Source organism: Idiomarina sp. 29L, assembly GCF_004123135.1.
Taxonomy (GTDB): Bacteria; Pseudomonadota; Gammaproteobacteria; order Enterobacterales; family Alteromonadaceae; genus Idiomarina.
Map to the genome: position 1 here is coordinate 75,653 of NZ_SDJS01000002.1, position 13,909 is coordinate 89,561.

The following is a 13,909-nucleotide window of genomic DNA, read 5'->3' on the forward strand; positions in this document are numbered from 1 at the left end:
AGCCAGTCTAGTCTTTAAAAGCTGTAACGTACCTTCAGATATAACTGACGGCCTAACAAGTCATATGTCATAGTGTCAGTATTGGCGTCCGTCCAACTTTGAATATAAGGCGGTTCTTTGTCAAAAAGGTTATTAACACCGCCAGTCACGCTCAGTTTTGAATTTACGAAATAAGTTCCCTGCACGTTATGATAGAAAACACTGGGTGCTCGGGCTCCAATATCTCCCGGAGCAGCATTAATGTCATCGGCAGGTCCAATGTACTGGACGGAGTAATGTACACGCCAGTCCTGCTTCATAAAGGTTCCCGAAGCATTTGAACGCCAGTGCGTATAGCTTCCTCTGCCACCAGTAATGTACCCGGCATATTCAATTTCATTCGCACCAACAAAAGGCGCAAATGTATACTCATTTAAGTAACTGACATTCCAACTGAAGTCACTTTTCCAACCCAGCAGCTCGGTGTTATAAAACAAAGCCGTATCAATACCCGACACATTTTCAGTTGCTGCATTGGTGGGTTGAGCAGACAAAAAGTCAATATCGCCAGTTAAAGAATCTCTGGTGAAATGCTCCGGACTGCAAAATGGGTGCGATAGATTTTCTGAGTTATAGCAGACAGACAGCTTCGTTGAACCGGGAATTCTTTGGATAGCATTCTCAATATCAATATCGTAGTAATCAACCGTCAATTGTAAATTGTCCGCCGAGCCGATATCCCATACGAAACCAGCAGTGAAAGTATCTGCGTCTTCCGGTTTTAAATCTGGGTTCCCACCAACAGTGGTAAGCACTGTTGCACCAAATTGTTCATACCCTGCAGGAACGCCGTCTGCTTGACAGTTTGCCGCCACAGTTGGGTTAGCGCCGGCTTGATCCCATCCGTCACACGGGTCCGTTGTTGTCAGATTTCCTTCAGCAACACCACCGAAGAGTTCAGGTATGTTTGGAATACGAAAAGCAGTTGACTGAGTCGCCCGCACTTTCAAAGCATCCGATACACGCCAGTGAACGCTCGCTTTATAATTTCCATCACTACCAAAGGTGTCATAATCACTGTAACGATACGCTAAATCTAAATTCAACGACTGAATCAGTGGTAAGTCCGCCAGCAAAGGTAACGAAGTTTCAGCGTAAACTTCATCAACTGTATAGCTCCCTTCTATCGGGTCCGCCTGATTGGTATTCATAATGCCAGCAACAATTGATGAATCCGGGTTTCGCCAACCTTTCTCTTTACGATGTTCAACACCAAAAGCGACTGGCACCCATCCAGCAGGCATTTCAAATAAGTCGCCTGAAATGTTTGCGGTCAATGAACGTTGTTCATTCCCCCCATTATCAGTCGTGCGAAACATGATGTAATCCAATGCCTCTTGAGACAGATCCCCATAACCCAACAAGTCGATACAGGGAATGCCATTGGAGCCGCATGTATTAGGGTCTAGGCCCGCAGATAGACGCTGCATATTGACGATATTGGTCATACCGTCAATGGCTGTATTACGGCCATAGTTATAAGCAACTTCCCAGTTCCAACCTGAGCCAATAACACCATTCATGCCGACGACCGTTCTGAACGTATTAACATCTTGAAAGAACGTTCTTGGTCCACCTTCTAATAAGCGACGACCTTCAAGTCGAATTGTTTCGCCCGTTGGGTTTGTTGGGTGGCTGGCATCAAACTCAATACCTCTTAATGTTCCCGGCGTTGCTAATTGATCGGAGGTTCGGTTGTTGTATAAAACTTCAGCAAAAACCGCCGCATCCGAAGACAGTTGATAATCCCCGAAAGCAGAGAAATTCCAGTTTGTAATTGGGTTAACCGAATTTAAATAAGGAAAAAATGCAAAGTTATGTTCCTCAGCGCTGTAGGGCTCATAAAAATCACCGTTACCATCAGCATCTTGACTGAAATTAATACGATCACCAGCATTTGGACCCGTCAATATGGTTGCCCTACCCCCAATGGTACTTGAGCTTCCAAAGCAATCCAGTTGGCCTGGCGTTAATTCACCCAAAGCACAACCCGCTTGATCAGCCATATTAACTTCGTCTGAAGAACGATAGCCTAATGTCGCCATTACGCGACCTTTATCATTGCTGGCGCCAAATATCATATTAACTTTGCGATCTTGACCCTCACCATCATCTGTCGAGCCTAAGCGCCCTTCGATAGTAAAGCCATCGTAACTTTTACGGGTGATAATATTCACCACGCCCGCAACGGCATCCGCACCGTATATCGCTGAAGCGCCATCTTTAAGAACCTCGATACGCTGGATCATTTCAACCGGTATCATATTTAAGTCAACAGAGCTGTTTGCGCCGGTACCGCCGTTAACAACACGACGGCCATTCAGCAGTACAAGTGTTCGGTTAATCCCCAGCCCACGCAAATTAACTTGAGCGGTGCCATAGCCGTTACCTGTCCAGTAGGCATTACTCTGGCTGCCAGCAAAACCAGCAGAGGCTGACATTCTCTGTAAAATCATTTCTACCGAGGTCATTCCCGATACTTCTATATCTTCCGCCGTGAAAACCTGAACAGGAGCAGCACTTTCTGCTTCTATTCGCTGAATTCGCGAACCAGTCACCGTGATTTTCTCAACGTCTTCGGCTTGAGTATTATCAGATCCTGACTGTGCCCAGACTGTTGTTGTATTAAAAAGTGCCGCAGATACGCCTATAGCGACAGCAGACTTAAGTAACTTTTGCATTTTGTCACCTCGATTAGATTATAATTATTTTACTTTCCGATTAGACTTCGTACTGCCATCTAAGTTGTTTATACAACTCTCAGAATAGAAACCTCAGAATTTTAGTCAAGCTAAAAACGATTAAAGTTGTATAAAAAACCCTTTAATAGCAAAGTCTATAGCAGTTGTATATTCAACTTAGAGTTATCCTCATGTATCAATAATCTTTTAAAGTAAGCTCTTCAAGATGACTAGGAAAGCTATAAAAAAAGTTGTCCACTTTTTTCAAAATGAAAATAATTTTTCATTTTTAATGAATTTTTACCCTTTCTGATTATTGATGCTTTTAATCTTTTGCCGACTATAATGCGTACACGAATACATAACTTTTACGTAAGGAACTTGGCTATGAGTCAATCAACTAAAAAAGCCACGCTTTACAGAATGTCGACACCTGACCACCAATGCCCTTTCGGTTTAAAAACCCGGCACTTACTTAAAGCCAACGGTTACGATGTGGACGACAACCTACTGGAAAGCCGCGAGGAAACCGACATATTCAAGGAAAAACACAACGTCGATACCACTCCACAAGTGTTTATTGGTGATGAACGCATCGGTGGGTACGAAGAGGTTCGAGCCTTTCTTGGAAAACCTCTTCCTGACCCTGACGCAACCAGTTACCGACCCGTTATTGCATTATTTATTATGACAGCGCTCCTCTCCGTAGCCACGTCGTGGTTGTCTTTTGGTCGCGCATTTACCGGACAAACCATCGAGTGGTTCATCAGTTTCTCGATGGTGGTTCTGGCCTTGCTCAAACTCCAGGACGTAGAGAAATTCTCTACCATGTTTCTCAACTACGATCTTCTCGCCAAAAAATGGGTGCCTTATGGCCGTGTTTACCCCTACGCCGAAGGCTTGGCGGGTCTGTTAATGGCAGCGGAATTTGCTCATGTCATTTCCATCCCTATTGCGTTATTCATAGGCATCGTGGGTTCTGTCTCCGTTTTTAAAGCCGTTTATGTCGACAAACGTGAGCTAAAATGTGCCTGTGTCGGTGGCTCAAGTAATGTGCCGTTAGGCTTCATTTCGCTCACTGAAAACCTCATGATGGTCGCTATGGCTATCTGGATGTTTTTTACAATGAACTAGAAAAGGAGCGCTATGCGCTCTTTTTCTTAACGCTTTTTACGTAAAAACAAAATCTCACCAGCGGCAATCAATGCCATACCGATAAGAGACGCCCAAATAACCAGCGGATCGCTTGTCCATTTCACCCATATAAAAGCGGCTAAAACGATGACATCTAGCGTGATTGCGCTGACAAGTATGTAAATATTGGCATTCACTTTTTGTCTAAGATGTCTCAATACCCCCCAGTGGATCGCAATGTCCATAACGATATAAAAAATAGCACCAAGCGAAGCGATTCGGTTCAAATCGAAAAAAGCAGCTAAGACCATAGCCATCACGATAGTGTAAACCAGTGTGTGCTTCTGAATGGAACCTGGCATCCCAAAATGACTGTGTGGCACAAGTTTCATATTGGTCAACATAGCCAACATTCTCGAGACGGCAAACGCGCTCGCGATCACACCGGATACCGTTGCGACAATTGCAAAAGCGACCGTCACCCAAAGTCCAGTCTCGCCATAGACGGGTCTGGCAGCTTCAGCAAGCGCATAATCTTTCGCTTTCACAATCTCATCTATGGACAGGCTCGAGCCAACCGCCAGAGTGACCAGAACATATATTAACGCGCAGATAATCAACGAAATAATAATGGCACGCCCGACATTTTTCTTGGGCTCAACAATTTCACCGCCACTATTGGTTATTGTTGTAAACCCTTTGTACGCAAGTATGCTTAAAGCAATCCCCGCTAAAATACCGCCGCCGGTAGCTTCTTCTGGAATAGCCGATATCGATTCAAACTGAATGCCTGAGGCCCACAAACCACCAGCCGCTAAAATCACCAATCCTAAAGCCTTAACAAAGGCCATAAAAAACGAGAACGTTTGAATAAACTGATTACTCAAAATATTGATAAAAAACGCAAAGACCAGCAATCCAACCGCCAACAACGGGACAAGCCACTGCGCTTCAAAAGAAATTAATTGGCTGGTATAGGACGCAAATGTCCGAGCGACTAAACTTTCATTAATCACCATAGAAAAGTACATCAAGAGTGCGAATATTGCCGTCACACTTCCTTTCCCATAGGCTTTACTGAGGAACATCGCAATGCCCCCCGCTGACGGGTATGCTTTGGCCAGTTTCACATACGAATAGGCGCTGAAACCGGCAATGATACCGCCGCACACAAACGCCAGTACAAACCACTCTCTTGCTAGCTGAGCAACTTGTCCTGTCAGTGCAAAAATACCAGCGCCAATCATGACACCAGTCCCCAGCGACACCGCCCCCCAAAGACTAAGGCTTCCTTTCTGATAACCCTGATGTCCGTGTTCGTGATCGTGTTCCGCCATAATCAGCTCCTGTGGTTGACGTTAGTTGGACCAGTGAATCCGGATAATTTTCCAGCCAGACTCCGGGGTATGTGAAACGGTTACAGTTTCATTCATCGTTAAATCAATCTCACGCCCGTTGTACGCCCCGGAAATACTATATCGAGAAGTGATCACAGCAAGGCTAGCCACTTCATATCGTGTTCTTTCAATCAGCTTGGAAGGAACCGCCTGGCTAAATTTGATATCTGACTTAAGATGATGAGCACTGTATTCAGCCAGGGACCGTTCAACGCCACCACCTTCAAAGATAAGCACATCATCGGAAAGCACGTCTTTAACGACCTCCGTGTCACCTTCAGTTAAAGCAGTTCGAAATGCATCAAGCACAGCGGTCGGCTCAGATAGTTTTTCGGCGCTACTGGGCGCTGAAATAAACATTACCGAAACCATAAAAACACTCACAAGTAATTTCATTCTTCTTATTCCTTACATTAACCGGGGGAAAACGCGCTGCTTAGCGCAAAGGCCAGGGTAAAAATAGTGACAGCCAATACCATTTCCGCCGTTATGGAGTTTTTGAGTCGCTTGGCGGCCGCGTTATCATTTAATTGCGGTACGAACTTTAATTTATGCAATGCGGCAACAAGGAGAATCAGCGCCACAAACACAAGTTTCGCTAGTAGTACCGTGTCATACGACGTAAGCGGCAGCTCTGGCATCCATCGCCCTGTTGCACTACGATACATAACCAAGCCCGCAATAAGGAGTATTGGAACCGCTGCAGACATATGCACACCAAAACGCTCCATAATGGCTTTCGCTTTAGCAAGCGGTACCGACGTTGCCAGCTTTCGCAATGAGTTAAGACTGCCGAACCAAACCCAAGCGACTAACAAGTGTGTTAAAAGCGCTAGCTTTCCCCACCAGACGGCGTCACTGCCGTGACCAATACTTAAAAAGCTCCATCCCATGAGTCCAATGGCGGCAACATATAGCACCCACTTTATACGTTTTAGCTTAACAACGGAGTAAACAATCCAAGCAATAGCAACCGCTATCTGAAGTTGGATGAACAACCCAACAGGGCCGGTCCATATAAACTGCATGTAGGTCGTGTCAATCATTCCGGCAAAGCCTTCAGCAGCAAAACTACCGACTTTCAGAAAAAAATACAGAAGGCTTGCCAGTAATAGAAGCAACGCAACAAGGCTATTCTTTCGTTCAGACTGCTTTTTTAAACCGGACAAATAAACGATATAAGGCGAGGCGGTCATCACCGCGTTAAGCCAGAATATAAAGGCCAACGTTAAAACGCTGGCCACACTCCAAAGGGTCATCATTTCACCTCAAAGCTAAAATCACCCGATATTTTATGACTGTCCCCACCCATTGCCGTCCAATAAACCGTATAACCACCTGACGCCAAATTGTTTTTAACAGCAATTTCGTACGCTGCTTTGGGAGTCATGCTCATCGAAAAGTCCAGCGGATGCATTTTACCGTCATCTGAGTGCAGCATAATTTTAGCCAGACGAACATCACCGGAAAAATTCATCGTAATTTCCGTAGGTGACTCGGACAAAGTAGCACCGTCCTCCGGGCTACTGGATGTTAGCCCGACGTGAGCGCTGGCCCATGCACTAAAAAATAACGCGGTACCGAAGGCTAATTTAAGTACGTTTTTCATGTTGTTTCCTCTTTGTTTTATTATCAATTAAAACCAAACTCTGGCCCCAAGGACCACGCCTGTTTCTGTGGTGTCTTCACCCATTCGTTTCATTTCATCTGCCGTGTTGCCTAACGCGCCGTTCCAATAAACACCAATGTAGGGTGCAAACTCACGACTGATTTCGTGACGATAACGCAACCCCACACGCAAGTTGCTCAAGCCACTTTGCCGTTCATATTTGTCTGAGTCTGTCAGGTTGGCTGTTAACTCAATGCGAGGTTGTAAGTACGAGGTTTGTGTTAACTGCCACTCGTACTCGGTTTCGCTAACAAATTGGACATCGCCTTCTTCGTTCATCATCAAAGAATTATCCATTTCAAACCAGTACGGCGCCAAGCCCATAAAACTTAAGACCGCATAGTTTTCCATCGAGGCATCCGACGATAAGGTGCCTCGCGTACCGATACCGGCCTGAAACGACCAATACGGAGACACCAGATACCCATACAGCAGTTCGGCACTTTCCAAGTCAGTGGGCTCACCGTCGTCTTGAACATTCTCCCCTTCACTCTTGAAAACAGCTCGGTGATAGTCACCGCCATACCAAGCCATCATGTCCCAGACGGCTAGGTTCTCTTCCTCGTTGGTTCGCGTTAACTCCAACCGATCGAACAGTACTTGCCCGGTGTAATATTCTTTGACGGGTTCAGGCCAGTCCTCTTTCGCATGTCCGGCGACTGCTAAACTAGGCAACAACGCCGCACTCATTAATAATGATTTACCGTACATAATCGTCCTCCTTATGCGACATTGACCACACGGAACATACCCGCTTTCATGTGATACAACAGATGACAGTGGAAGGCCCAGCTTCCAGGCGCGTCCGCCGTTATCAATAACGACACCTTTTCACTGGGTTTGAGGCTAATCGTGTGCTTACGAGGACGGGGGTACTGTCCGTTTTCAAGTTCCATCCACATACCGTGTAAGTGTATGGGGTGATCCATCATCGTATCGTTTACCATCACCAACCTCAGTCGTTCTCCATGATGAAACTGAACCGGGCCATCCACCTCGGTAAACTTCTTCCCGTCGAAAGACCACATGTAACGCTCCATATTACCCGTTAAGTGCAGCTCTACCTGTCGTTCGGGCTCCCGCGTATCCGGCCATTCATGCGCGCCGACCAAGTCGGTATACACTAAGACTTTATGATCAACGTCTTCCAATCCAATCCCGGGTTCATGCAAACGGCTTACCGGGTTTGTAGCAATCATAGCCGCCCCGGCGCCATGTCCGGACTCACGGTGTTTGATTTTAATGTTTTCGACCGGGAGCTCTTTTTTGTGTGTCATTTTATGCGTCATATGGCTGTTATTGCCGCCCATATGCTTCATATTCATGCTATTGCCTTTCATATCACCGGACATCGCCATCGCTCCCATGCCCATAGCGGCCATGCCTCGCTCAGGAACTTGCCGTAGTTCAGGCACTTCAGCCTCAAGACCAATTTCTGGCGTTAACGTACCTCTGACATAACCACTTCGATCAAAGCTCTCAGCATAAATAGTGTAAGGCTTGTTTTGCTTAGGCTGGACAATTATATCGTAGGTTTCCGCCACACCGATGCGGAACTCGTCAACTGGCACTGGCTTCACAGGCTGCCCGTCAGCGGCCACAACCGTCATCTCCAACCCAGGGATTCTCACGTCGAAGAAACTCATTGCCGAACCGTTAATGATACGAAGGCGTACTTTTTCACCAGGCTTAAACAATGCTGACCAGTTCATCTGTGAATCGCGGCCATTCATCAGGTAGGTATAAGTACTGCCCGTCACATCCGCAATATCACGGGAGCTCATTCGCATTTGCCCCCACATTTCTCGTTGCTTCCAGGTTTTCTCTAACCCTTGCTGTCGCACGTCCTCGAAGGTCTCAAATATCGTACGTTTTTGATAGTTATAGTACCCCTCCGCAACTTTCAAGTTGCGAAACACGGTATCCGGATCTTCGAATGTCCAGTCGCTGAGAATAATGGTATGTTCTCGATCAGCACCAATGTCTCCGTCTTTCGGTTCAATCACTAACGGCCCCAGGTGTCCCAATTGCTCCTGCAAACCGGAATGGCTGTGATACCAATAAGTTCCGTTTTGCTCGACATCGTAGCGGTATTTGAACGTTCGTCCTGGCTTTATCCCTTCGAAAGATACGCCAGGCACGCCATCCATATTCTCCGGCAATATAATTCCGTGCCAGTGAATTGACGTGTCTTCCGACAACCGGTTAGTCACATTTAGCTTTGCTCGCTGCCCTTCTTTTAAACGAATCAAAGGGCCCGGCATTTGGCCATTGATGGTTATTGGTGCTCCTACTTTATTTCCCACGAGCAGTGGGGACTTTGCAATGGTCAGATCAATCTCATCGTTTGTCAGGATTTGATCTTTAAAACTGCGTCCCTGAGGAGCAGCCCAAGTTGGGGCTACTTTGGCGATTGCTAAAGCAGACGCCACAGTGAATGCAGATTTAATAAACTTTCGACGCCCTTTGTTAAACTCATTGCTCATTATGACGCTCCTCTTTTGAGGTTAAATTTTGATAACGTTGAACGTCCTGTTCCTTATCAGACGGCTCATCAGAAACCGATGATTTAAACCCTTTAATCGCACTACCAAGATCGGAGCCCAGGGTTCGTAGCTTTTTACTACCAAAAAGAAGAATGACAATAACCAGTAAAACTCCTAACTGAACCATACTCATGCCGCCAAATCCCATAGCTAAAGCCCTCCATTTGAGAGTGCTTGCTGCTGCTCTAAACTTGCTATCTGCTTATAAGGTGTAATTGAACCGTCCTCTTTGATTTCATAGACCGTATACGGTTGAAACCGAGTACCCATTTCCATACCAACAGACCCTACCGGCATGCCAGGAACAGTTAATCCAATGCCATTGGCTGACTTTTTCCCAGCTAAATAATGAGAAACCAATGTAGGAGGAACGTGCCCCTCAAAGACATAGCCATTACTAGAAATAGCGGTATGACAGGATTGGACCTCGGCACTAATACCGGAGTCACGTTTTCGTTGGGTCAGGTTGTTCGGATGTTGTACGGACACACTAAAGCTATCGGGTAAAGCTTGTAACCACTTTTCACAGCAACCGCAGTTGGGATCTTTTAGAACGGTTAGTTGCTGCTCTTCTACATCGGTTGCAGATACAGACACGGAAAACAGCATCGCCAAAACAGCGATATTGCGTTTGATAGACATAATTATTCACCGATTAATAAGTTTTAAGGAAACACGCCGAGCGTGTGTTAAATTTCTAGTAACTTATTAAGCGGTAATTATTGGGGGACGGAATAAATTAGACGCGTGTTTAGCACGAATGGAGGTGTCAACGGGCGCATCGACTTTGGCAGAGAGGTTAACTGCAGCGGCATTAACCGAAGAAGACTGTCCGACAAATAAAACCGAGCCGCCGGAGCAATGCCGAATGGTCATGTCAGCACAGCACGAGTTGTGCTTTTGCGTCTCATGCTCGCAATCGTTTGTGTCGGCTTCGTACATCATGCTGTGCTGCATTTGGCTGTTATCATGACACGCGTGAGCTTCTGCCGTTTGCGAAAACGACATCGACACCAATAGCACTGTCATTAATAACAGAATTCGAATTAGCACGAGCACCCTGCTTTTTGCAATTTAATAAACTTCAGTCTAACGTCATTTTAACGCATGTCAAATAAGGAGCAGATAATGATGAATCACGAAATGTTCGCAGGTATGGGCTTTCTATGGATGCTGATTGTGGGAGCTATTTTTATTGTTCCCGCATGGCGTATCTGCCAACGAGTTGGCTACCCTGGTCCATTGGGTCTTCTGATTGTTATCCCTATCGCAAATATCATTCTTCTTTACTTTATAGCGTTCGGCCCATGGAAAAATGTTGATAAATAGCTAATCACTTTAACCAAAGTGACAAGCATAGCTTTTCATCTCTGATTAGGCGCACGAATGTATATGCCACTATACGTTCACAAGCTGCAGACACTTCAGCTATGTTCAACGTGTTAGCGAATATTGGGCATAGCCAAAAAGTTAAAAGGTTCATTTGTGAAAAATTTTCAATCAAAAAAACTAAAGCTGAAGATTTAGTAACAAGGTAAGCAACACGATTGAAGATTAACACTTTTTATTCCCTATAAAACAACAAGTTACAAGGCCACTCCGATTCCGCCTCCGGCACCAACTTCTTCCTAAAGCCCTGCACTTAGTGCGGGGCTTTTTCGTTTCTGAGCAACGGATGTAACACAGTTCAGTAGCCTGACGTTATTACGTCAGGTCCTGACTACTCGTTTCAAATAACGCTTAAATAATTCTTTTATACTGCTTCGTGTGAAATACCTTCACGAATTTTTAAGCATCGCACCTGATGCAATAGCATCAGGCTACGACACTAAGTCACATGAATAATCTCAACCGACTGCAACCCTCGGTTAGTCTTCCATTGAATTGTCTGGCCAACAGACAAACCAATGAGCGCAGCACCTAATGGGGCAAACACTGAGAGGCTGTCCTCATATTTGTCGACCTGATCGGGGGCTGTCAGCGTTTTAGTGAATACCTTACCCGTTTCTAACACCTTAAAAGTGACTTGCTTATTCAAACTCGCCACATTTTCCGGCATATCCTTGGGGTCTAACACTTCAGCACGAGCAAGTTCAGCTTCCAGTTCATCTAAAAACTCCGGCGGCAAGCGCGTTTCTTCCATGCTGTGCTCAATGACGGCCAAATCAAAAGTCGATATCGTTATTTTTGGTTTTGTTTCCATGTTTCTTCTCCATTAAAAAGGGGCTCCGAAGAGCCCCTGCTAGTTACTCATCAGAAAGCTTCTTTTTCTTCTTTTGTTTACGTTTCTCTTTTAACGTCATCTGAGGTTTCTTCTTTTCTTTCTCTTTACTCATTGGATTCACCTTATCTGTTCAATATCTAAAAAGTACTTAAACTATTGCACAACTAAGTTACTCCAAGGCTCTACCCTCCTTAAGGCGTGAGTGTTTAAAGGTCTGTAATCACTTTTCTTTGGTTTACAGAAATAACGTCCCACTTGTCGGTTCTTCTGCCAAATTCAGTCACCGCAACATCCCCTAATTTGAGCCCCAACAACGCAGAACCTAATGGCGATATAAATGAAATCATCTTCTCTTCGGGATCTGCTAACTCTGGTGGTACCAAAGTGACCGTCACCTTTTCCCGAGTCGCTCTGTTTTTAATGGTCACAGAAGAGCCAACTGTTACCCGCCCCAATAGCCGTGAGCTACTCTTTTGGCTAAATTCAAGCCGTTCCAACAATATACTCAGCTCAATAGGGTCCATTAACATTCTTTGTCCCGCATTTTGAAATATGGGACTACCTAAACATACCGAGCCCTTACAGGGCCTAAACATGCGCATAAGCACGGCTTTATCTCCAACCGAACTAATGAATAAATAACTGTGGAATTACAACAATAGGGAAACAGCCGAACGCATGAGCTGCGTTCGGCTTAATTTGGAAAGGTGAGAGCAGTACTCTGTATTGAATAGTTATACTTAAACATAATGTCCTCAAAACAACTTGAGAACATCATAGCCCGTTAAAAATTTAAAGCAAGCGGGTAAAACCAGGCTTACAAAAGGTTAAACGGGTCATCCATTGCACGCGACGGCTCGGTAAACCACACTGGGCCGTCGTCCGTCATATAGAAGTGGTCTTCTAAACGGACGCCAAAAGCGTCTGGTTTAATGACCATCGGCTCATTGCTAAAGCACATTCCCGATGCCAATACAGTTTTATCACCGCCCACCAGATAAGGCCATTCATGTAAGTCCATGCCTATACCGTGACCCGTTCGATGAGGTACACCCGGCAACTGATAGTCCGCTTTTAAGCCAAGCTTCGCGAGTTCCTCTCGAACGGCATCATCCACCGACTCGCAGGTACTTCCATTGTGCGCGGCATCAAATGCCGCTTGCTGAAGCTGTCGCTCATATTGCCAGAATGTCTTTTGTTCAGCGTTAGCCTCACCGAATGGGTACGTGCGGGTAATGTCAGAATGGTAGCCATGTAACTTACAACCGGTATCAATTAATACCCAGTCATTTTTTTCCAATTTTTGCTCATGACTGACGCCATGCGGATAACTGGTGCCCTGACCAAACAACACAATACAGAAGAAAGAGCCACTTGCGCCCACTTTGCGATGAGCCTCGTCAATAAACGCCCGCACCTCTGAGGCCGTTACCCCTTCCTGTAGCATTGCCCCGGTCGCACGATGCACCGCCATGGTCATATCCATCGCGGTTTGTATGAGTGCAAGTTCAGCTTTTGACTTATGCATGCGACACTCAGCGGTAATCACTTTTGCGTCGCACATTTGCGCTGCCGGATAGCGCTCCTCAAGGTTTGAAACAATGCTATAAGACGATGACTCGTCCAGCGCGAGTTTACCTCTGGTCAATTCGTTCTCTTTCAGAAAATCAATAAAATAGTCGTAGGGTGATTCGTGTTCGTCCCACAGCAAGGTCTTCATTGGCAGTTTCATCGCTTGCGTTAGTGACCCAATTTCAAACGCAGGAGCAATTAAAGTAACCGGCCCTTCGACAGGAACAATTGCGCCTACCAGACGTTCACTTGGGTACCATTTCAAACCGGTAAAATACTCTAAATTAGTACCCGCGTTTAAATACATCGCATCGATGCCTTTGGCTCGCATCAATGTCTGGGCTTTGTCGACTCTCGCCTGATACTCTTCTAATGTAATGGGCTGAACATTCAGTGTCATATCTTCTAATGCGTCGAGGGCGGTCTTTGCATCGGTAATGCCTACACCGTGGGTCATTCTGCCTCCTAAAATGTCATTTCGTCCTAACAAAAAGATTCAAATAGATGGCCGATTCTGCTAAATAATGGCGAAATATAATAGTCAACTTTAGGCTTTGATTTTTAAAACACTGATTTATATGGGTTTTGTTTTTTGGCTTAACTCTTGCATTATGACTCATAATAAAAAGACAAGAACAATAAGGACG

Annotated in this window: 15 protein-coding genes; 2 read left to right on the plus strand and 13 right to left on the minus strand. The window is 45.4% G+C overall.

Features of this window, described 5'->3' with window-relative positions; translation table 11 throughout:
- Positions 1-14: 14 nt before the first annotated feature.
- The gene (locus tag EST55_RS04140) at positions 15-2,720 is read right to left on the minus strand and encodes a TonB-dependent receptor (RefSeq protein ID WP_100690643.1); all 2,706 of its coding nucleotides are present in this window, start codon (positions 2,718-2,720) and stop codon (positions 15-17) included.
- Positions 2,721-3,107: 387 nt separating this feature from the next.
- Here EST55_RS04140 and EST55_RS04145 point away from each other — a divergent pair, with 387 nt between their 5' ends.
- On the plus strand, positions 3,108-3,854 hold the full coding sequence (locus EST55_RS04145; RefSeq protein WP_100690644.1) for a MauE/DoxX family redox-associated membrane protein: 747 nt from the start codon (positions 3,108-3,110) through the stop codon (positions 3,852-3,854).
- A 26-nt stretch (positions 3,855-3,880) separates the two neighbouring features.
- Here EST55_RS04145 and EST55_RS04150 read toward each other — a convergent pair whose 3' ends face one another.
- The 9 genes from EST55_RS04150 to EST55_RS04190 form a co-directional block, all read right to left on the minus strand.
- Positions 3,881-5,191, minus strand: a complete 1,311-nt coding sequence (locus EST55_RS04150) for an APC family permease (RefSeq protein WP_100690645.1) — start codon at positions 5,189-5,191, stop codon at positions 3,881-3,883.
- Between the two features lie 21 nt (positions 5,192-5,212).
- Positions 5,213-5,647, minus strand: a complete 435-nt coding sequence (locus tag EST55_RS04155) for a nuclear transport factor 2 family protein (protein ID WP_008489764.1) — start codon at positions 5,645-5,647, stop codon at positions 5,213-5,215.
- A gap of 17 nt (positions 5,648-5,664) precedes the next feature.
- Positions 5,665-6,513, minus strand: a complete 849-nt coding sequence (locus EST55_RS04160) for a CopD family protein (RefSeq protein WP_232709825.1) — start codon at positions 6,511-6,513, stop codon at positions 5,665-5,667.
- Complete coding sequence (locus tag EST55_RS04165; protein ID WP_006956248.1) at positions 6,510-6,860, minus strand: copper resistance CopC family protein; 351 nt, start codon at positions 6,858-6,860, stop codon at positions 6,510-6,512. The genes EST55_RS04160 and EST55_RS04165 overlap by 4 nt, the downstream gene beginning before the upstream one ends.
- Before the next feature lie 27 nt (positions 6,861-6,887).
- Complete coding sequence (locus EST55_RS04170) at positions 6,888-7,631, minus strand: copper resistance protein B (RefSeq protein ID WP_129496595.1); 744 nt, start codon at positions 7,629-7,631, stop codon at positions 6,888-6,890.
- Between the two features lie 11 nt (positions 7,632-7,642).
- Positions 7,643-9,406 carry a copper resistance system multicopper oxidase gene (locus tag EST55_RS04175; RefSeq protein WP_129496596.1) on the minus strand — a complete coding sequence of 588 codons (1,764 nt, stop codon included), beginning with the start codon at positions 9,404-9,406 and terminating at the stop codon, positions 7,643-7,645.
- Positions 9,396-9,614, minus strand: coding sequence for a twin-arginine translocase TatA/TatE family subunit (gene tatA, locus EST55_RS04180; RefSeq protein ID WP_053954069.1), 219 nt, complete (start codon positions 9,612-9,614; stop codon positions 9,396-9,398). Before tatA ends, EST55_RS04175 begins: the two co-directional genes overlap by 11 nt.
- Before the next feature lie 2 nt (positions 9,615-9,616).
- Positions 9,617-10,108, minus strand: a complete 492-nt coding sequence (locus tag EST55_RS04185; RefSeq protein ID WP_100690648.1) for a DUF411 domain-containing protein — start codon at positions 10,106-10,108, stop codon at positions 9,617-9,619.
- Positions 10,109-10,174: 66 nt separating this feature from the next.
- Positions 10,175-10,519: a hypothetical protein gene (locus EST55_RS04190; RefSeq protein WP_011234488.1), complete on the minus strand. Its 345-nt coding sequence runs from the start codon at positions 10,517-10,519 to the stop codon at positions 10,175-10,177.
- Positions 10,520-10,594: 75 nt separating this feature from the next.
- On the opposite strand from EST55_RS04190, the gene EST55_RS04195 reads away from it, so the two are divergent.
- A complete protein-coding gene (locus EST55_RS04195) occupies positions 10,595-10,795 on the plus strand; it encodes a hypothetical protein (RefSeq protein ID WP_006956255.1) in 201 nt (66 codons plus the stop codon).
- A gap of 499 nt (positions 10,796-11,294) precedes the next feature.
- On the opposite strand, the gene EST55_RS04200 is transcribed toward EST55_RS04195, so the two are convergent.
- The 3 genes from EST55_RS04200 to EST55_RS04210 form a co-directional block, all read right to left on the minus strand.
- A complete protein-coding gene (locus tag EST55_RS04200) occupies positions 11,295-11,669 on the minus strand; it encodes a GreA/GreB family elongation factor (RefSeq protein ID WP_129496597.1) in 375 nt (124 codons plus the stop codon).
- Positions 11,670-11,896: 227 nt separating this feature from the next.
- The gene (locus tag EST55_RS04205) at positions 11,897-12,220 is read right to left on the minus strand and encodes a GreA/GreB family elongation factor (RefSeq protein ID WP_232709826.1); all 324 of its coding nucleotides are present in this window, start codon (positions 12,218-12,220) and stop codon (positions 11,897-11,899) included.
- A gap of 287 nt (positions 12,221-12,507) precedes the next feature.
- Positions 12,508-13,719: a Xaa-Pro peptidase family protein gene (locus EST55_RS04210; RefSeq protein ID WP_129496598.1), complete on the minus strand. Its 1,212-nt coding sequence runs from the start codon at positions 13,717-13,719 to the stop codon at positions 12,508-12,510.
- Between the last annotated feature and the right edge of the window lie 190 nt (positions 13,720-13,909).